This window comes from Collinsella sp. SGI.180 (assembly GCF_050313455.1).
In the GTDB taxonomy this organism is placed as follows: domain Bacteria; phylum Actinomycetota; class Coriobacteriia; order Coriobacteriales; family Coriobacteriaceae; genus Collinsella.
This window is the reverse complement of record NZ_JBNPLL010000002.1, coordinates 105382-125692: the sequence shown is the minus strand read 5'-3', so window position 1 is coordinate 125692 and position 20311 is coordinate 105382. Positions and strand designations below refer to the sequence as shown.

9 protein-coding genes and 3 tRNA genes are annotated in these 20311 nt (G+C 60.8%); all 12 read left to right on the top strand.

Translation table 11 applies throughout. The features are described from left to right. The first annotated feature begins 85 nt into the window (after nt 1–85). The 12 genes from ACQRAP_RS01330 (at nt 86) to gdhA (ending at nt 20265) form a co-directional block, all read left to right on the top strand. Nucleotides 86–5251 carry a leucine-rich repeat protein gene (locus ACQRAP_RS01330; protein ID WP_427794707.1) on the top strand — a complete coding sequence of 1722 codons (5166 nt, stop codon included), beginning with the start codon at nt 86–88 and terminating at the stop codon, nt 5249–5251. After that, nucleotides 5251–11469, top strand: coding sequence for an InlB B-repeat-containing protein (locus ACQRAP_RS01325; RefSeq protein ID WP_427794706.1), 6219 nt, complete (start codon nt 5251–5253; stop codon nt 11467–11469). The genes ACQRAP_RS01330 and ACQRAP_RS01325 overlap by 1 nt, the downstream gene beginning before the upstream one ends. A 118-nt stretch (nt 11470–11587) precedes the next feature. Beyond that, nucleotides 11588–12946: a branched-chain amino acid transport system II carrier protein gene (gene brnQ / locus ACQRAP_RS01320; RefSeq protein ID WP_427794705.1), complete on the top strand. Its 1359-nt coding sequence runs from the start codon at nt 11588–11590 to the stop codon at nt 12944–12946. A gap of 91 nt (nt 12947–13037) precedes the next feature. Next, nucleotides 13038–13114: transfer RNA gene (locus ACQRAP_RS01315), tRNA-Pro, on the top strand. 6 nt (nt 13115–13120) lie between these two features. Then, a tRNA-Gly gene (locus tag ACQRAP_RS01310) sits at nt 13121–13194 on the top strand. Between the two features lie 421 nt (nt 13195–13615). Continuing rightward, entirely contained in the window at nt 13616–13765 is a 150-nt protein-coding gene (locus ACQRAP_RS01305) for a hypothetical protein (protein WP_427747744.1), read from the top strand. 11 nt (nt 13766–13776) lie between these two features. Continuing rightward, a complete protein-coding gene (locus ACQRAP_RS01300) occupies nt 13777–13986 on the top strand; it encodes a hypothetical protein (protein ID WP_427794704.1) in 210 nt (69 codons plus the stop codon). Between the two features lie 39 nt (nt 13987–14025). Then, nucleotides 14026–14865, top strand: a complete 840-nt coding sequence (locus ACQRAP_RS01295) for a formate/nitrite transporter family protein (RefSeq protein ID WP_427794703.1) — start codon at nt 14026–14028, stop codon at nt 14863–14865. A 140-nt stretch (nt 14866–15005) separates the two neighbouring features. Then, nucleotides 15006–16463 (top strand): L-seryl-tRNA(Sec) selenium transferase, encoded by a 1458-nt coding sequence (gene selA / locus ACQRAP_RS01290; protein ID WP_427794702.1) that lies wholly within the window; start codon nt 15006–15008, stop codon nt 16461–16463. Continuing rightward, nucleotides 16460–18427, top strand: coding sequence for a selenocysteine-specific translation elongation factor (gene selB, locus ACQRAP_RS01285; protein WP_427794472.1), 1968 nt, complete (start codon nt 16460–16462; stop codon nt 18425–18427). The genes selA and selB overlap by 4 nt, the downstream gene beginning before the upstream one ends. 36 nt (nt 18428–18463) lie before the next feature. After that, nucleotides 18464–18560: transfer RNA gene (locus tag ACQRAP_RS01280), tRNA-Sec, on the top strand. Nucleotides 18561–18909: 349 nt separating this feature from the next. Further along, complete coding sequence (gdhA, locus tag ACQRAP_RS01275; protein WP_154515369.1) at nt 18910–20265, top strand: NADP-specific glutamate dehydrogenase; 1356 nt, start codon at nt 18910–18912, stop codon at nt 20263–20265. The last annotated feature ends 46 nt before the right edge of the window (nt 20266–20311 follow it).

Here is a 20311-nt window from a genome sequence, read left to right as displayed (position 1 = left end):
CCCGCATTGTCGCTTATACAGGGTATTGTGAGATGATGGCCCGCACTGGGTCCTCGGTATCTTTGCGAATTGCGGGAAGGTTCTTATGAACAGGATCACTGCTGCCTTCTATAGGTTTTTGGTCGTCTATCTTTCGGTCGCGATGGTCGTGACCTCGATACCCCTTGCGCCCAGCACAGCCTATGCCGATGATGCTGGGGCGGTCGCCGTCGAAAACGAGGCCCAAGAGACCGACTCGGGCTCTGACGCTGATGCCGATGCGGTCGATAACGCGTCGTCTTTGGGCGAGGGCGGCTCATCCACAACTTCCGACCAAACGAATAACGCTCTGGACGAATCGTCCAGCTCGGATACCAGCACTTCCACGTCGAGCCTGGCCCAAGATCTTTCGAGCTCCGCGACCAACTCCGATGCAGCAAAGACCTCGCCTGCAACGGCGGAACCCTCGTCCGATGACAGCGAAGTCGATCCCCTCGTGTATGAGGACCCAACGGTCTATGAGTATGCCAAGCTTATGCCGAACGGCTATGTGTATCCGTGTGATGCTGGCGGAAGCGTTACGGTAGAGATTGATGAAAACGACCCGAATGAGAACTCTGTCGATGGTAAATTGGTGACCAACCTGATTGTTGATTACGGAGTGGATGGGGTCCCCGGATATATTTGTGAGTACTCCTCCAATCTGCGCTCGGTACGTTTTGAGAACAGCTCTATTTCTTCAATTGGATTACACGCCTTTTCTGGCTGCTCGAATCTCGCCGATATCAGCTTTTCCGGTATGACCATTGGGGGCATCGGAACAGAAGCGTTTTCTGGGTGCGGATCGCTTACGAGTCTGAACATTAATGACGTTGCTACCATCGGCTCTATGGACGATGCCGCGTTTGCCTGGAGCGGGCTGCGGTCTACGGGGCTCGACAAGGTCGTTGGTCTCAGTTCGATTCCTGAGAACGCTTATAATGGCTGCAGCGCTCTGACCGATACCGGTCTGGGAGGGAACACATCTATCACATCAATCGGCGTTAATGCGTTCAAAAACTGCTCTCGCCTTGCGACGACGGGGCTCGAGAACAATACGACGATCAAGACGCTTCGCGAAGGCTGTTTCTCCGGGACCAATATGAGCGGCGGGCTGACGCTGCCCCTTTATTCCAAGGTCGAGGAACTGCCGAGCCGTGCGTTCTATGGCTCTAAGCTTGAAACTGTGTACTTTGGATGCGACCATGTGGTGCTCATTAATTCCACCACGTTCCCCAAGCAAAACATGACCGTCATGGTCCCTGCCAAGATGGTTTCGCAATACGCAAGCGGTCGCCCCAACGAGGTTTGGGAGAGTTGCAATGGCAGCCTGCCCGTCCCCGTGGGCAAGATGCTTCAAAAGATTAAGGTCTCGCGTGATCCCGACAAGATGGCCTATCAGCAGGGTGACACCATTTCACTCGAGGGCATGAGCGTCACGTTCCAATATCCTCATTCGACGATGGATAGCGACTACGAAGCGCTCATAAAGGACGAACTCGGCGAATACCTTACGGCGACCCCCTGTGATGGTGATGTCTTCGACGAGTCGATGGACGGAGAACCTATACAGCTCGTGTACGACGATGGCCACACGCGCCTTGTCGCGTACAGCAAGGGCAACCTGCAGCAGGCGGCCTACGAGTATGCCAAGTTCATGCCGAACTACTACCTGTATCCGTGCGACGCAAACGGAAATCTTACGGTAGAAATCGATGAAAACAACCCGCGCGAGAACTCCGTCGACGGTCGAATGGTAACGAATTTGATTGTCGATTACGGGGTTGATGAAGTCGACGCACAGCTCTGCGCCGACTCTACCAATCTGTGCTCAGTGCGCTTTGAGAACAGTTCCATTTCCAAAATCGGACTGCACGCCTTCTATAACTGCCCGAATCTCACCGATATCAGCCTTTCCGGCATGACCATCGGTACCATCGGGAAAGAGGCATTCTATGGCTGCAAGTCGCTTACGAGTTTGAACATCAACGAGGTTGCCGCCATTGGCTCTATGGGCGACGCCGCGTTTGCCGAGAGTGGGCTGGTGTCCACGGGGCTCGACAAGGTTGTCGGCCTCACATCGATTCCCGACAGAGCCTACGAAGGCTGCAGAGCTCTGACCGATACCGGCCTGGACAAGAATACCTCCATTACATCGATTGGCGTTTGCGCGTTTAGGTTCTGCTCGAACCTTGCTACCACGGGGCTCGAGAGCAACACAACGGTCGAAACGCTTGGTCACACCTGCTTCTACGGCACCGACTTGAGCGGCGGGCTGACACTGCCATATAACTCCAAGATCGAGGAGTTGCCGAAAAAGGCGTTTGGCAGCACCAATCTCGAGACCGTGTTCTTTGGGTGCAACAATGCGGTGCTCATTAACACCGACACGTTCCCCAAATACAACATGACCGTCATGGTCCCCGCCAAGATGATTCCGAAGTATGCTAACGGGCATCCCAAAGCTGTTTGGGAGAGGTGCAACGGCTGCCTGCCCGTCCCGGTGGGCAAGGTGCTCGAGAACGTTGAGATTTCATGCGACCCCAACAACATGACCTATGAGACGGGGGAGACCATTTCGCTCGAGGGCATGAACGTCGAGCTCGATTACCCGCATTCGGTATCGATTTGGGACTACGAGGCCCTCATACAGGAAGAGCTCGGCGAGTACCTTACGGCCACCCCCTGCGATGGTGATGTCTTCGATGAGTCGATGGACGGACAGCCCGTAAAGCTCGTGTATGACGACGGCTATTCGCATTTCGAAACCCAAACCAAGGGCACGCTACAGCTTAAGAAACCCACGCCGACATCGTTCCAGATTTCCTATGCCCAAACGATTGATAAGGGCGAACACAAGCTGATGGATGGCGTTGAGCTTCCCGATGTTTCCGGCACGATGACGATCGACGCAGGTGCCGAAGTCGCGCTCGATGCCGGTACTTTGGGGATGCTCAACGACAACATCACGTTTAAGGGCTGGTATGACACCGAGTCCGGCAAGTACATCTCCAAGGAGCCGGTCTACACGTTTACGCCAGATAAGGACCTGTCCCTGGAGGCTCGCTTTAAGCTCAAGGACTATGCGGTGTACGTCAACGATGCGCAGGCGACCGACTCGTCGCAGGACTTTGCGCACCTGAGTGTTACCGCTCAAAACTGCTATCGCAATGCCGGCGAGACGGTTGAGGTTTCCGCTGTCACGGATAACGCGCTGTTCCTGGGCTGGTATCTGGGCGAGGGCGATGATGCGTACGCCGTGAGCGATCAGCTTGACTTTACCTATACGGTGGACAAGGCGGACGCGATTGTGTCCGAGGACAAGACTGACGCTAGAATCGAGATCACTCCGCGCTACTGCGCTCCGCAGGCGAGCGTTGTGCTGGGTGTGGACGGGGTCGATGAGAACGGGCAGCCGCTCGGACAGTTCCTCTCTACCGGTCTGTACGGTATCGGGTCGCGCGTAACGGTCGTGGCGGTGCCAATGCCTGGCTATGTGTTTGACTACGCGACCGATGCCCTCGGCAACGTTGTCTTTACCGGCGACGATGGTCCGTCCTACACGTTTGTGCTCGAGGGAGATGTGCAGTACACCGCGCATTTCCGCGCTGCGACTGACCCCGACGAGTCACTCGCAGCGCTTAAGGCTGCGCTCATCGCCGCGATTACGGCTGCGGCCGTCCTCGCTACCATGTATGGGCTGGGCGAGATCGTCGACCCCATCGCGGCCGATGCGGTGATCGAGATCGGTATGGCCGACAACATTGAGGATGTTGCCGCCGTCGGCACGAAGGTGCTCAAGGAGATTAAGGACATCATCGACGACCACAAGAAGCCCAAGCCTCATGGCGACCATAAGATCGAAATAATTGCCACCGCGCAGCCCGAGGTGGGCGGCGTCGTTACCGGAGGCGGTATCCACTATGAGGGGACGGTCGCCACGCTGGAGGCTGTCGCCAATCCCGGCTATCGCTTCGTGTGTTGGAAAGAGAACGGTGTCGAGGTCTCGACATCACCTCTCAAGACGATGACGATCACGGACCTGACGCCCGAGGTCGTAAAAATGACGGCCGTTTTCGAGAAAAAAGTTGAGATTACGGCGGTTGCCGAAGCCGATGGCATTCAGGCCGATTTTTCGACAGGCTGCACCGCAAGCCCCGTAAAGCAGAGCATTACGCGTGGCGATCAGGCTATGGTCACCGCGAGCGAGGGTCCCGACTATGCCTTTGTGGGATGGTTTGAGGACGGCATCGAGGTCTCGCCCGAGCGTACGTATATCTTCAAGGCCGAGGTCGACCGCCATCTGGTTGCACGCTTCCGCAAGGCGGATAAGACAATCCTGGTGAATACCGATCCCTTCGATAGCGCCGAGGTGCTGTGCGATGGCGTGCCGGTCGTGGATGGCAAGGTTCGCGCGAAGGATGGGGACATTCTTACGTTTACGATGCGGCCCAAGGTGCGCCCCGACAATCCGGAAAAAACGTACCGGTTTGTAGAGTGGCGAGAAACCGATGCGCAGGGCATCACGATTGCCAACAAGCAGGAAGTTTGCGAATACCGCGTTAACGGGAATGCCCGGATCGAGGCTGTAATGGACGGCAGGGATGCGCATACCGTGCGTGCCGAGGCCGACCCGCTCGAGGGCGGCACCGTTACGCTGAAGCGCGGCGAGACTGCCGGCATGGTGCTCGAGGTTCCCGAAGGTGAGCGCGTGACCGCGGAGGCCACCCCATCCGAGGGCTATATCTTTGACGGTTGGTATCTGAGCAATGGTGGCTCGGATACTACGTCGACGCTGGTTTCGAGCGAGCGTTCCTATACCTTTGAACCAATTACCGACTGTGTGATCCAGGCGAAGTTTACGCGTGCCTGCAAGGTAGACGTGGTCGTTGAGCCGGCCGCGGCCATGGCGGGCAAATATATGGTGCACGGTGAGGGCTACTGCATGAAGGGCGAGCCTGCCACGCTGAGCATTGAGCTCACGGCGGAGGCGAGCAAACAATTTACCTTTAAGGGTTGGTACGACGCCAAGACGGACCTGCTTTTGGGCACCGACCCCAGCTACCTCGAGTTCTATCCCGAGGACGTGGAATGCACCGTGCGCGCGGTGTTTGAGGAAAATACCTATACCGTAACGGCGAAGGCCAAGAAGACCTTTGTGGAGCGCGGTACGGTTGAGATTGAGGGGCACCCGGGGCATCTTCGGTTACCTGCGGATATGGCGACACGGTGATGTTCAAGGCAAAGGCCAATGACGGCTACCGCTTTGACCATTGGAAGGATGACTCCGGTAAGGAGTACGACACCGCCGAGCTGGTCGTTAAGGTTACCAAGAGTGATACCTATACCGCGATCTTTACCAATTCAAAGCCCGAGGTCATGGTCACGGCCGATTCATGGCTTGGCGGCACCGTGACGTGCAATGGGACCGTGGTGAAGCCTACGACCGATACGTTCAAATTAGGGGAGACCCTTCATCTGACGGCCAAGGCCCATCCTGGCTTTTTGTTCTGGGGTTGGTACGTCAATGGTCGCCTGAAGAGCCTTAAGCACGAGACCTCGTTGGTTGCAAAGGCTCGCGGTAAAACCGGGCACTGCGTTATTACCGCGGCCTTTGTGCCTATCGATACCGTCTGCGTGCCCCTCGCCGATCCTGCGGAGGGTGGCACCGTCAAGGCGAGCCGCGTCCTTGCCGACCGCGGCGCTGAGGTTGCTCTTAAGGCGACGCCCAATCCCGGTTACGTCTTTACTGGTTGGTATACGGCCGACGGCGCGTTTGAGTCTGCCGATGCGGAGTTTACCTGCCACCAGGAGCGCAGCCACGTGCACGTCGCTCGCTTTATGGCAAAAAGCTATGAAGTCGACGCCACGACGGTAGTCGATTCCGGCACCGGTTCGCTGGTCGAATCGAGCGTCGCCGGCTGGGTCGAGGGCACAGGTACCGTTGAGGCGGGGCATGCCGCCACGCTGACTGCGCATGCGCTTTCGGGCTATGCGTTTGAATATTGGGCCGATGCCTCGGGCGCCGTGGTAAGCCGCGACACCACCTATCACGTAGTGCCGACGTCTGACACGACGCTCCAGGCCGTGTTCTCGGCAAAGCAATGTACGGTGGACGTCTCGTGCGAGGAGAGTATGGGCACGGTCGAGGGCGCGGGGACGTATGCCGCCGGACAGGTCGCAACCGTGCGTGCGGTCGCCGCCGAGGATACGGCTTTTGTGGGCTGGCTCCGTAACGGCACGTGCGTGAGCTCCAAGAAAACCTATCGATTTACCGTGCGTGAGGATACGTCGCTCTATGCCCTCTTTGCGTCGGGTTCGTATGTCGTGCATACCGTTGCTTCGCCTGGCGAGGGCGGAGCCGTGAGCGGCTTTGGTGGCTATGAGGCCGGCGACCGCGCAACGCTTCGTGCGACTGCAAACACCGGGTATTCGTTTGCGGGTTGGACGGACGACAAGGGCGGGACAGTCAGCGAGAACACCGACTATACCGTTAAGGTCACGGACGACGCTACCTACACGGCGACCTTTGCGCCTAAGTCCTATCAGGTCGTTTTGAGCGCGAGTGACGATAGCGTTAGCACTCTGAGCGGCGAGGGCTCCTATCAATTCGGTGATACGGTCGAACTCAACGCTACACCTATGGGTACCAAGCGATTTGCCGGTTGGTATGTCTTGGATGCCGAGGGCAACAAGTCGCTGCTGAGCTGCGACGCCCATTGCTGGGTTAAGCTCGACAAGGATATGGTCGAGGGGCTCGAGGACGATACGTTGGAGCTCCAGGCCGTGTTTGCCGATCCGTACGAGGTGACCGTTACGGGCGAGGTCGTGGTAAAGGACAAAGCTTCGAACAGGGGCTGCCGCGTTACGGGCAGCGGTAGCTTTGCCGTGGGCAATCATGTGGAGCTGACTGCTGTTGCCGGTATGGGCTATCGCTTTGTCGGCTGGAGCACCGATAAGGAGGGCACCTCGATTGTCGAGACCGCGACGACCCTCGATGTGACCGCCATGCAAGACATAACGTACTACGCACAGTTCGAATCCGATGGACAGGTGACCATTACCGTCACCGGCTCGTCCATCTTCCGCGGTACGGCCCTTCTGGTTGACGGCATTCCTGCCGGTAGCAGGTCGTACGACAGGGGCGACATGTTTATGGCGATCGCGATCCCGTGGAAGAAGTACCACTTCTCGCATTGGGTCGACGATGCGGGTGTCACGGTGAGCTACAGCGCATTCTATATCGGTACCGCAAAGGAGAATAGGCAGCTTACGGCCGTGTTCTATGAGACGGGTTGCGATGTCCAGGTCGCTACGTATCCCAAGGGCGCGGGCTTTAGCATGGTTGCGCTTGGTACCGGCGGCTCCTACCACTCCGCGGCGATTATGTTTACCGTGCCGCACGAGGGTTGGAAGTTTAAATGCTGGGTCGACGAGAACGGCATGCCTGTGGGCGCCACTCCGGTGATCAACCGCGTAGTGTTTGGCAACCGTACTTTTACGGCCGTTTATGAGCGGGCGTCGATGACGGTTACGGCGGTGGATTCGCGTCAGGGCGGACACGTCGATGGTTCCTCCGAGGACGAATCTCTGGGCTATGCCGTGACCAACGAAGTCGAGAACGGTGAGTCCGCGACCCTGACTGCCGTTCCCGATGCGGGCTATGTGTTTGATGGGTGGTATGCACGCAATGATGATGGGTCGTTGGGCGATGAGCCGCTGAGCACGGATGCTACCTGGACGTTTGTCCCCGAGGACAACATGACCGTTGAGGCGCGCTTTGCGGAGGCGCCTAAGTACAAGGTGACGGCCCGAGCGGTCAACGGATCGGTTGATCCGGAGTCTGCTTTGGTCGCTACGGATGGCAAGGCGACGCTTTCGGCGACGCCCGATGAGGGCTGCTACCTGACGCGCGTGACTGTTGCCGAAGAAGCGGGTGATGAAGGTTCGGCTGGCAATGCCTATGACCTTGATATTTCTGACTATAAGGGTGGGGCGTACGAGGTCACACTGAGTGGCGTGAGTGCTCCGCAAAAGGTCACGTTTGAATTCGCGAAGGCTGCGGCTCCGGAGGTGCTCGCTCAGCCGCAGGATGCGAGTGCTTACGAGGGCGATCCGGTTGAGCTTTCGGTCACCGCCGAGGCGGGGCGCAATGTTCGCGCCCATGCGGACGTGTCTTCTGGATCCGCTGCAGACGTTACGCTGAGCTACCAGTGGTATCGCGTGCCCGTCGATGGTGGCAAGGTAGAGCCGCTAAAGGGCCAGACGGGGGAGACTCTTTCAATCGCCCAGCTCGACAGTGACAGCGAGGGCGAGTACTTCTGCCGCATTGCGCAGAACTACCTGGGCACGGTGACAAAGACGGACACCGAACATGCGAAGGTATCCATCGTGCCCCGAGAAGCACTTGTGTTTAACGGGCGTGTGCTGCCGGTGTCGACCGCTCACGATGAGTACCGTGCAGAGATTACCGGCGCTACGGGCGGCAAGGCACCGTATGCGTACAACTTGGATGATGTTGAGGTTCCTGAGGGCATGCAGCTGACGCTGGCAGATGACGGATCGGGCGCCTTGTTGCTCTCGGGCGTGACTGCGGCTACGGGTGTTTGTCGCTTTAAGATTTCGTGCACCGATGACCTGGGCGACAAGTGCGATGCACACTTCGCGCTGCTCGTGAAGGCGAAGAAAGCCCCGCTTGCATTTGAGGGCCAGACCTTTACCTACAACGCGACGGCGCAGGCCCCGAAGCTTTCGGGCGTGCCCGAGGGTTGCGAGAACGATGTCAACCTGATCTATGTCGGCACGGGTGACACACATTACTCGTCGGATCAGGCGCCGGTGGATGCCGGCACGTATCGTGCGGTGGTGACGCTCGACGCCAAGGGATATGTCGGTAATGCCACCTGTGACTTCACGATCGAGAAGGCCCCGGTCGATATTTCGATCGAGACGTCTGATGTGACATACGATGGCGCACGACACGGTGCGGCGGTTGCGGTTGCCGGCCTTGATGCGTCTGCCTATTCCGTTACCTATCGCGGTATAGATGGAACGTCCTATGGTCCGACGGCGCTGGAGCCGTGCGACAGTGGCAACTACCGCGTCACGGTTACGGTGACTGACCCCAACTATCAGGGTAAAAAGTCCGCCGAGTTCTCGATTGCAAAGGCAAGCCAGGTCATTACGGGAACGACGAGCTATTCGGGTGTTTACGGTGGAGACCCCATTGTGTTTAACAACGTTGCCCAGACTCCCGTGAGCTTTGAGCTGGTTGATTCCGATGACGATGCGAGCTCGGTTTCGATTAAGGGGCGTTGTGCGACGGTGAAGGCCGCCGGTACGGCGCGTGTTGTCGCCCATGCCGCTGCCTCGCGTAACTATCTTGCTGCCGAAGACGTTGAACTGACGGTTGCTGTTGCGCCGGCTCAGCTGCTGGTGAAGGTCGACGATGCCGAGCGCTTTGAGGGTCAGAAGAACCCCGAGTTTACCTCCAGCTTGGTGAGTCGTTGCGACACGTCGGACGTAAAGGTTACGTACTTCTGCTCGGCGAATGAGAAATCGCCGGCGGGTGAATACCAGATCGACGCGGCGGTCGCCGATCCGAACTTCGATGTCGCGGTCGACCCCGGCGCGCTGACGGTCAAGAAGAAGCCCGAGCACTACAAGGTGACGGCGAAGGCAGTCAACGGTTCGGTCGACAATGCTTCGGTTTCGGTTGTTGAGGGCGGGGACGCGATCCTCTCGGCGACGCCCGACGAGGACTGCTACCTCGAGCGCGTGACGGTCGCGCAGGCAGGCTCGGATGCGACTGTTGACCTCGACATTTCTGATTACAAGGGCGGGGCGTACGAGGTCACGCTGAGCGATGTCACCGCATCGCAGGAGGTCACGTTCGAGTTTGTGAAGGCGGACGCTCCGCATGTGGTCGCGCAGCCGCAGGATGCGAGTGCCCACGAGGACGATGCTGTTGTGCTCTCGGTTGCTGCCGAGGCGGGCAAGGGCGTCCTCGACCACGCGTCCTCGTCCACGGGTTCTGCTGCCGAGATTGAGCTTTCCTATCAGTGGTTCCACATGGTGGGCGGCGAGGCTGTGGCGCTTGAGGGCGAGACGGAGGAGACGCTCCTCATCGAGGGCCTCGATGAGGATTGCGCCGGCGAGTATTCCTGCCGCGTCACTCAGCGATATCTTCGTACCGAGACACAGGTGGACAGCGATCGCGCCGTCGTTTCCGTTGTGCCCCGGGATGCCCTCGTGTTCAACGGCGGTCTGCTGCCGGTCGCACGTGCGCATAACACGTATCGCGCGACGATTTTGGGTGCCGCGGGTGGCGAAGCCCCGTATGAGTACACGTGGGACGACGCTAAGCTCCCAGACGGATTTAAGCTCATCCGCACGGCGGGCGGTCTGACGCTCTCGGGCACCTCGTCCAAGGCCGGAGTGTCTACCTTTGACGTCATGTGCAAGGATGCTCATGGCAAGACCGCGACCGCGCACTTCGTTCTGGTCGTTCAGGCGAAGCGGGTCGAGCTCGCATTTGCAGGCGGCGACTTCGTCTATAGTGGTGACGCCCAGGCGCCCGAGGTCACGGGGGTTCCCAAGGCCTGCGAAGGCGACTTGAGGGTCAGGTATTACGGGACGGGCGGCACACACTATTCGTCGAGTGAGGCCCCGACCGATGCGGGCACGTATCGCGCCGTTGCCACGCTGCGAAGCAACGGGTATATCGGCGCCGCCTCGCGCAACTTCAAGATTGCGCCGGCGAAGCTTAAGGTAAAGGTCGACGATGCTGAACGCTTCGAGGGAGAGGCGAACCCCGCGTTTACCTCGAGCCTAAAGAGCTCGGCCAATACCTCGGGCGTGAAGGTCGAGTACTCCTGCGTCGCCGATGAGAGTTCCCCGGCGGGCGAGTACCAGATCGAGGCGACGGTCACCGACCCGAACTTCGATGTCATGGTTGAGCCCGGTACGCTGACGGTGAAGAAGAAGCAGGAGCCTGTCGACCCGGACCCGGTGGTTCCCGATCCGGGCAAGCCCGACCCGGACCAGCCGGACAAGCCCGAGCCTGACCAGCCTGACCAGCCGGACCCGGGCAAGCCTGAGCCCGATAAACCGGAGCCTGATCAGCCGGACAAGCCGGACCCGGAAAACCCGGATAAGCCCGAGCCTGACAACCCGAGTAAGCCGGAGCCGGAAAAGCCCGGAACGCCCGATTCCGACCAGCCGGATTCAAAGGATCCGACAAAACCCGGTAGCTCGGATGACTCCGCAGTCGATAAGGCAAAGGCATCGGGCGCGGAAAACTCCGGTAAGAAGGAGTCTTCCAAGTCGAGTGCTCAGCAGCTCGCCGATACGGGCGATCGCACGCCGTTGGCTGTCGCTGTGGCCGCGGGTGCTGTTGCGCTTGTCGCACTGGGGCTCGAGCTGCTGCGTCGCCGTCGCTCTGACGCGTAGCGGATCTAAAGAGGCAACCAGATTGATGCTTTGCATCATCTGACCTGCTCAAACGTTTATACTTGCGGGACGGGTCTTTTGCCCGTCCCGTTTTTGTTTCGACCCGAAAGGTGGTCCCATGGCCTCATCCGCCCCGCGCGGCCTGCGCTCCGACCATGTCGTTACCGTCGGCATCGCCCTGTTCTCGATGCTCTTTGGCGCCGGCAACCTCATTATTCCGCCGCTGTTGGCGCTGCAGGCAGGCTCTGCCACGCCGCTCGCCATGCTCGGCTTTCTCATCGCCGCCATCGGCCTGCCCGTCATGGGCTTTATCGCCGTGGCGCTTGCCGGAACGGCGCGCGAGCTGGCCGGGCGTGTGCATCCTAAGTTTGGCGAATTCTTCGTTGCGGCGGTGTATCTAGCCATCGGCCCGTGCCTGGCTATTCCGCGCACGAGCTCCACGGCCTTCGAGATGCTGGTGCCGCTGCTGCCGGAGGGCGTCTCGCTCGGCACGGCACGTCTGGTGTTTGCCATCGGGTTCTTCGTCGTCGCGTTTGTGCTCACGCTGCGTCCGGGCGTTATCACGCGCGTGCTCGGTCGCATTACGGGCCCCGCGCTCATTGCGCTCATCGTGCTGGTCGTGGGTGCCGCCGTGGTCTCGCCGTTGGGTCCCGCTGCCGCGCCGCAGGCTCCCTACGATGCGGGCGCCGCCGTGCAGGGCTTTCTGACCGGCTACCAGACCATGGACCTGCTTGCGTCGCTCGCCTTTGGCATTATCATCGCCGAGACCATCCACGAGCTGGGCGTGACCGATGACAAGCGCGTGGCCTTCGAGATTTCACGTTCCGGTGTGATCGCCGGCGTGCTCATGGCCATCATCTACTGCGGCCTGGCGCTTGCCGGAATGCAGCTCGGCACGGTTATACCCGACGCTACCAACGGTGCCGCCATCCTTGCCCGCTCTGCCTCCATGCACTTTGGTCTTGCCGGCACGGTCGTGGTCTTTGCGATCTTTTTCCTCGCCTGCATGAACGTGTGCATCGGCCTCATCAGCTGCTGCTCGCGCTACTTCTGCGAGACGTATGTGGTCGAAGGGGGAGCGGAGGCTTCCGAGGAGGCTATGCGCCGCCCCTTCGCGGTTCTCGCCTTTGTGTTCGCGGCGTTTTCGTGCGTGCTCTCCAACGTGGGCCTCGACGCGATCCTCATGTTCTCGGTGCCTATGCTCAACGCCTTGTATCCCGTTGCCATCGTGCTGGTGCTTATGGGCCTGGTGCACGGCTTTTGCGACGCTCATCCGCAGGTGTGGGTCTGGGTCGGCGGCGTCGTCGCGGTGCAGAGCGTGATCACCTCGGTCCGCGACGCGTTTTTTGCGGGCGCGTGGCTGCCATTCGATGCGCTGCCGCTGGCGGATATTGGAGCCGCGTGGGCGCCGGCCGCCGTTGTGGCGTTTGTGATTGGCCTGCTCCATAGCCAGTTTGTCACACATTCGAGGAGCTAGGGTATCGTCGCTTGCACAGGAGGGAAGTCTCCCCTATAATTTCCTTCGCTTTGGGACACGCAAGGTTTAGACCTTAGCTGCTCAACACCTTCGGGACGTGGCGCAGTTTGGTAGCGCGCCTGCTTTGGGAGCAGGATGTCGCAGGTTCAAATCCTGTCGTCCCGACCATATCTTGCGGGCGTAGTTCAATGGTAGAACCCCAGCCTTCCAAGCTGATGACGCGGGTTCGATTCCCGTCGCCCGCTCCATAGGATAGTTTTAACGGCTTTGGCTCTATTTGGTGCCAGAGCCGTTTTCATAAGCGTGCCGGGCGACGGGAATCGAACCCGGCAGGGTGCGAAGCTGAGAAAATGCGTGAGCATTTTCCAGCGCAGCACGCAAGGGCCAATGGCCCGCAGCGAAACAAGGGTTTGCGAAGCAAACCCTTGGACTTCCCGTCGCCCGCTCTATAAGATTGATGAATGGCTCTGCTTCCTTTTGGAAGCAGAGCATTTTCATATACATGCCGGAGACCCCACATCCCCTCCTAAGTTGCGGTGAAATACGGACTGTTTTCCGGCTTTTATGGCCCATGTAGTCCGTATTTCACCGCAACTTGCACCTGAGCTTCAGGTTGAGATTGCTCGGCCAGGAAACGCCGGCTATTATCTGGCAGATTATGGTTGGCACGTGCCGTCGCTACTCGAGGCCTGCGATGCACTGCTCGACGAGCGCGGTTTTCGCGGGTCGGCCAAGGCCGGCATCTCGGTGTTTGACGACGACTTTGGCCTGCATGCTCAGCAGGTGGCACCATCCGCCTGCTCGACAAACGCGACGTAGCCCGTAAGTCGATGTTCACCACGCATTCGCTCCCTTTGTCGATTCTGATCGAAGAAATCGAGCAATCGTGCGATGATATCTTCTTCATAGGGATTCAGCCGGGCGACACGGAGTTCTACAACCCCATGTTCCCGGAAGTCTTTGACGCCGTTGACGCCGTGTACGACGCCGTGGCCGCTAACGACTTTTCCCACTTTGTCCGCTTGGGACAGGAGTTGTAGCAGCGCTTGTCCCTGGTGATTAGGAAAGAAGTGATTGACATGGCAGATTCCAAGGTGGAGTACCCTGCCCCCGATTGCCTGGCGCCCGCCGCGATCGAGGCCAAGACCGAGGCTGCCGGCGTGACCAAGGCTAACCTGCCGGTCGATAAGGCCTTTCTGTTGGCAATGTTCGCCGGTGCGTTTATCGCCTTCGGCGGTCTGTTCTTTACGGTGTTTTTGAGCGACAGCACGCTGGGCTGGGGTGCCCAGCGCGTCGTGGGCGGCCTGTGCTTTTGCCTGGGCCTGGTGCTGGTGCTGGTGTGTGGCGCCGAGTTGTTCACCGGTAATTCGCTTATGGTCTGCGCGCTCAAGAGCAAAAAGATCACCCTGGTCCAGATGCTCAAGGCTTGGGTCGTCGTGTGGCTTGGCAACTTTGCCGGTGCCCTGTTCATCGTCTTTTTGGTGTACATGGCCGGCGTTTACAAGCTCAACGGCGAGGCGGTCGCCAATTCCATGGTGAGTGTCGCCGCCGGCAAGGTGACGATCGACTGGCTGACGATCTTCTTCCGCGGCATCCTGTGTAACATCTTTGTGTGCCTGGCCGTGTGGATCGGTACCGCCGGCAAGACCGTGGTCGATAAGGTCGTGGGCATTCTGCTGCCCATCGCCGCCTTTGTGGCCTGCGGTTTTGAGCACTGCGTTGCCAATATGTACTTTTTGCCCATGGGTGCCGTGATGCACGCGTGCGGCTATGGTGCCGACGTCGCCGGCGCCGATGCGCTCAACGCCGCGGGCATTGCGTTTAACCTGTCCGCCGCCACGCTGGGCAACATCGTGGGCGGTGCGGTTCTGGTCGCGATCGGCTACTGGTTTATCTACGCCAAGAAGTCTGAGGCGTAGGGTACCGTCTGTTTGACGTTGGACCTCCCGCGGGGTGTCGCCGTGCGAGGATAATAGCGATTGATTGATTCAGCCGATCGAATCGGCCGATAGTTTGACGTTCGAACGATTGATTCACCTTTGGTTTTGAAAGGCCGCACATGAGCGATAGCCAGAACATGTCCGATGAGGTTCGCGCCCGCCTGCGCGCCATTCCCTCCGTCAACGAGCTGCTCGCCGAGTGGCCGGTAGTGAAGGCGGCGGGGGAGACCTGCGACGCGGTGGTGCATGCCGCCGTCACGGCCGAGCTCGACGAGGAACGCGCCGCCATTCGCGCCGGTGCCGCCCCGCGCTCTAAGCGCGACCTGGCCTCGGCGATCGAGTGGCGTGCGCACCGCTCCGCGCTGCCGAGCCTGCGCCCTGCCGTCAACGCCACGGGCGTGGTCATCCATACCAACTTGGGCCGCGCCCCGCTCGCGGAGTCGGCGGCAAAGGCCGTGGCCGAGGTTGCGCGCGGGTACAGTACGCTCGAGTACAGCGTGGACACCTGTTCGCGCGGGTCGCGCAAGGAACACGCCGCGCAGCTGATCCGCTCGCTCACCGGTGCCGAGGACGCGCTTGTGGTCAACAACAACGCCGCCGCGGTGCTGCTGGTGCTGGCGACCCATGCCGCAGGCAAGGAGGTCGTCGTTAGCCGCGGCGAGCTTGTCGAGATCGGCGGCAGCTTTCGCATCCCCGATGTCATGGCGTCTTCGGGCGCCAAGCTCGTCGAGGTCGGCGCCACCAACCGCACGCACCTAGCAGATTATGAGCAAGCCATCACGCCCGATACGGCCATGATTCTCAAGGTCCATCCTTCCAACTATCGCATCGAGGGCTTTCACGAGGAAGTGAACTCTCGGGAGCTTGCGGCGCTTGCTCACAAGCATGGCCTGCTGTTCTATGAGGACCAGGGTTCGGGCGCGCTCCTGCCCGATGACATCCTGGAGCGCGGTGGCGAGGAACCCACGCCGGCTTCGGTCGCGGCGGGGCTCGATATCGTGTCGTGTTCGGGCGATAAGCTGCTGGGCGCGGCGCAGGCGGGTATCATCATGGGCCGTCGCGATCTGGTCCAGGCCTGCGGCGCACATCCACTCATGCGCGCTCTGCGTCCGGGCAAGTTGGCGCTTACGGCGCTCGAGGCCACGCTGCGTATCTACATGGACGGCGCCGATGTTGCCCATCGCGATATCCCGGTGCTCAGCATGCTTACGCTGCCGCAGGCCCATTTGGAGCGACGTGCCCGCAAGCTGCGCGATCGTATGGTCGCCGGGCTCGATAAGGCCGGTTGCCCGTGCGCCGTTCAGGTGGAGATCGTCGAGCAATCGTCGACCCCCGGTGGCGGCTCGCTGCCTACCATGGAGCTGCCCACGATGTGCGTTGCCGTGCGTCTTGTTGACGCGCGCCTGACGGTCGATGCGCTCAAGCGCTCGCTTGTCCAGGACTTCGACACGCCGGTCGTCACGCGAACCTCGCACGATCGCTTTTTGTTTGACGTCCGTACGCTCGTGGGCGACCGCGATATCGAGACGGCGGCGTCGACGCTTGCCGCATGCGTTGAGAAGGCGCTTGCTCGATGAGTGAGGTCCAGGCGCTGGTGGAGTGTCCCGTTATCGTTGGCACGGCGGGCCACGTCGACCACGGTAAGTCGGCATTGATCGAGGCACTGACCGGCAAGAATCCCGACCGTCTGGAGGTTGAGCGTCGTCGAGGTATGACCGTTGAGCTTGGCTTTGGCGAGCTGGCGCTGCCGAGTGGCAAGATTGTCGGCCTGGTCGACGTGCCTGGCCATGCCCACTACCTGCGCGCCATGGTGCAGGGCGCCACGGGTATCGACGTGGCCGTGCTGGTGGTTTCGGCCGTCGAGGGCGTGATGCCGCAGACCCGCGAGCACGCGCATGTGCTGGAGCTGCTGGGCGTTACGCATATGGTGGTCGCGCTGACGATGTGCGACCTGGCCGATGCCGAGATGACCGAGCTTGCCGAGCTCGATGTCGATGACTTTTTGTCGGGTACCGTGTTTGCGGGCGCGCCGATTGTGCCCGTGTCGTCCAAGACGGGCGAGGGGATCGACGGGCTGCTTGCGGTGCTCGACGAGCAGGTAAGTGCCTGCTGGAATGCTTGCCGCGACCGTTCCGATCGGAGCGATGCCTCGTCTCGCCTGCCGATTGACCGCTGCTTTACGATCAAGGGTGTCGGCACCGTCGTTACGGGAACGCTGCACGATGCGCCGGTTGCGGTGGGCGACGAGCTGATGGCTTTGCCGTCGCGTACGGTCTGTCGTGTGCGCGGGATTCAGGTGCATGGCGATACGCCGCGCGCGCTGCCTGGGCAACGCGTGGCGCTCAACCTGGTCGGTGACGGTGTCGCGGCGCTTGACCGTGGTGAGATGCTGGGCGTGGAGGGTCGCTTTGGTCAGACGTTGAGCTTTATGATGACGTTTACCTACCTGGGCCGCGAGGGCGCCAAGCCGCGCGTGCTCGAGTCGGGCGCGCGCGTGCACGTGATGGCCGGCACGGCCGAGGTCGTCGGCCGCGTTATGCTTTTGGAGGGCGAGGCCCCCATGGCGGTGGGCGAGACCCGTACCGTGCAGGTGCGCCTGGAGGAGCCATTGCCGCTGCGCGCCGGAGACCATGCCGTGGTGCTGTCGTATTCGCCCGTTATGCTCATCGGCGGCGGGCGTGTGCTGCTTTCGCGCTGCCGTCGCTCGCGCGAGCTTTCGGCCGGCGAGCGTGCGCTGTTTGCGGCGCTTGAAGCCGGCGATGCCGTTGCTGGCGTAGACGCGTGGCTGGCGCTGCAAGCGCTGCCGGTTGCGGCGGCTGATGTTGCCGAGGCGCTCGATCTTGTTGCCGGTGAGGTCGATGCCGCACTGGGCGAGTTGGTGGCGCGAGGTGTTGTTTGCGAGCTTGCCGGCTCGGGCGGCACGTTGTATGCGAATGGCGCCGTGCTCGATGCCGCCATGGACGTGCTGGCGGCGACCCTGTCTGCCATGCACGCGGCGGCTCCCTGGGAGACGGGTTTTACGCCCGGCGCCGTTGCCCATGCTGCGTGGCCTGCCGCCGATGAAGGCGTTGCCGCGGCTCTGATTGCCGAGGGCTGCTCGCGTGGCGTGTGCGCCGCCGAGGGCGCCGAGATATTCGACCCGCACTCCGTTGCCGCCGCGGCGCGTGTGGTGCGCGAGGCGTGTGAGCGCATTGTGGCGCTGCTCGACGGGGCCGGCCTCGATGCGCCGACGCTGCCCGAGGTGGGTGAGCGACTGCAGCTCGACCGCGACACCATGACGCGCGCCCTGCGCGAGCTTTCGCTCAACCGCTCGATCGTTAAGGTCGAGCGCGACGTTGCCCTGTCTGCCATCTCGGAAGCCCATGCGCGCGAGCTTGTCGCCGCTGCCATTGAGGCAGCCGGCGGCGCTGCCACCACGAGTGTGCTGCGCGAGGCGCTGGGCGTGTCGCGCAAACGTGCCATCAGCATCTTGGAGCACCTGGATGCCGTGCGCTTTACGGTGCTCGACAAGGAAGCCGGCGGCCTGAGGTCCCTACGCTAGACTGGCTGCTCGGTTTGGTAAAATACCGCCGCACTTGGGAACGGATGGGCTCCGGTGGGCTCCGCGGTCCTCAAAACCGTTGCGAGGCGTGCAAAACGTCTTGGATGTGTTCGATTCACATACGTTCCCGCCACACGCCACCAGCGCTTTTGTGCTCGCGGTCTTGCTGCGTGCCGCAAAGGCGCTGTTTTGTTTTTGTGCGGGTCGGCCGTGTCGTCTGTCTTGCCGCCGGTGTGCCCGGGCGCATCATGTGTCCCCAATGTGGTGGTTTGGAACATGTGGACGAAACAGCTTCGAAACACGCGATTTGTACGTCGGGTGCTCAAAAACGCTTCTACCTGCATCGTAATCAAAACGAAACATCTGCTCGTCGGCTTATGCGAAACTTTGCTGCAACAGTGCGATATTATCCATACACGATAAAGTTCGCGGCGCATGGGGTGCCGTGACCGACATTTTCGTTTCCCATCATTGGAGGAAGCATGAGCTACACGCAGAAAGTTCTCGAAGAGCTCAAGGCCCGCTATCCCGAGCAGCCTGAGTTCATCCAGGCCGCGACCGAGATCCTCGGCACCATCCAGCCGGCGCTCGACGCCCACCCCGAGTACGAGGAGGCCGCCCTGCTGGAGCGCCTCGTCGAGCCCGAGCGCATCGTTATGTTCCGTGTTCCCTGGGTCGACGATCAGGGCAAGGTTCAGGTCAACCGCGGTTACCGCGTCGAGTTCAACTCTGCCATTGGACCCTACAAGGGCGGCCTGCGCTTTAACCCGACGGTCACCCTGGGTATGCTCAAGTTCCTGGGTCTGGAGCAGATCCTCAAGAACAGCCTGACCACCCTTCCCATGGGCGGCGGCAAGGGCGGCTCCGACTTTGACCCCAAGGGCAAGTCCAACAACGAGATCATGCACTTCTGCCAGTCCTTCATGACCGAGCTCTATCGCCACATTGGCCCCAACACCGACGTTCCCGCCGGCGACCTGGGCGTTGGCGGCCGCGAGGTTGCCTACATGTTCGGTCAGTACAAGCGCCTGACCAACGAGTGGACCGGCGTCCTTACCGGCAAGGGCCTCTCCTTTGGCGGCTCGCTCGCCCGTACCGAGGCCACCGGTTACGGTCTGGTCTACTTTGTGGACGAGTACCTCAAGAGCCGCGGCGACTCCTTCGAGGGCAAGAACGTTGTCGTTCACGGCTCCGGTAACGTCGCTATCTACGCGGTCCAGAAGGTCGCCCAGCTCGGCGGCAAGGTGCTCGCCTGCTCCGATACCCACGGCTGGGTCGAGGATCCCGACGGCATCGACTACACCGTGCTCGAGCACGTCTACAACAAGAAGCGCTCCGGCCACGACAAGGGCGTTACGCTCGCCATGTATGTTGACGAGAAGCCCAACGCCGTGTGGCACGAGGGCGACGGCCGCGGCGTGTGGCAGCTGCCCTGCGACATCGCGCTGCCCTGCGCTCGCGAGAACACGCTGCTGCTCGAGGACGCCCAGGCGCTCGTCGCCAACGGCTGCAAGGTGGTCGGCGAGGGCGCGAACATGCCCACGACCATCGAGGCCACGACTTACTTCCAGGAGAACGGCGTCGCCTTTATGCCCGGTAAGGCTGCCAACGCCGGCGGCGTGCTCGTGTCCGGCCTGGAGATGAGCCAGAACGCCGAGCACCTGTCCTGGACCTTCGAGGAGGTCGACGGCAAGCTCGAGCAGCTCATGCGCGGCATGTTCCACAACGTGGACGACACCGCCAAGGAGTACGGCCAGGAGGGCAACTTTGTCATGGGCGCCAACATCGCCGGCTTCCTGAAGGTCGCCGACGCCATGCTCGCCCAGGGCGTCTGCTAAATCTTCGCTCGACATAGCATGTGATGAGGCTCCCAGCCATCCGGCT

Coding starts and splice junctions, on each gene's coding strand:
- selA (WP_427794702.1), top strand. CDS start 15,006: ATGAGCGATAGCCAGAACATGTCCGATGAGGTTCGCGCCCGCCTGCGC.
- ACQRAP_RS01300 (WP_427794704.1), top strand. CDS start 13,777: ATGTTCACCACGCATTCGCTCCCTTTGTCGATTCTGATCGAAGAAATC.
- ACQRAP_RS01295 (WP_427794703.1), top strand. CDS start 14,026: ATGGCAGATTCCAAGGTGGAGTACCCTGCCCCCGATTGCCTGGCGCCC.
- selB (WP_427794472.1), top strand. CDS start 16,460: ATGAGTGAGGTCCAGGCGCTGGTGGAGTGTCCCGTTATCGTTGGCACG.
- gdhA (WP_154515369.1), top strand. CDS start 18,910: ATGAGCTACACGCAGAAAGTTCTCGAAGAGCTCAAGGCCCGCTATCCC.
- ACQRAP_RS01325 (WP_427794706.1), top strand. CDS start 5,251: ATGTTCAAGGCAAAGGCCAATGACGGCTACCGCTTTGACCATTGGAAG.
- brnQ (WP_427794705.1), top strand. CDS start 11,588: ATGGCCTCATCCGCCCCGCGCGGCCTGCGCTCCGACCATGTCGTTACC.
- ACQRAP_RS01330 (WP_427794707.1), top strand. CDS start 86: ATGAACAGGATCACTGCTGCCTTCTATAGGTTTTTGGTCGTCTATCTT.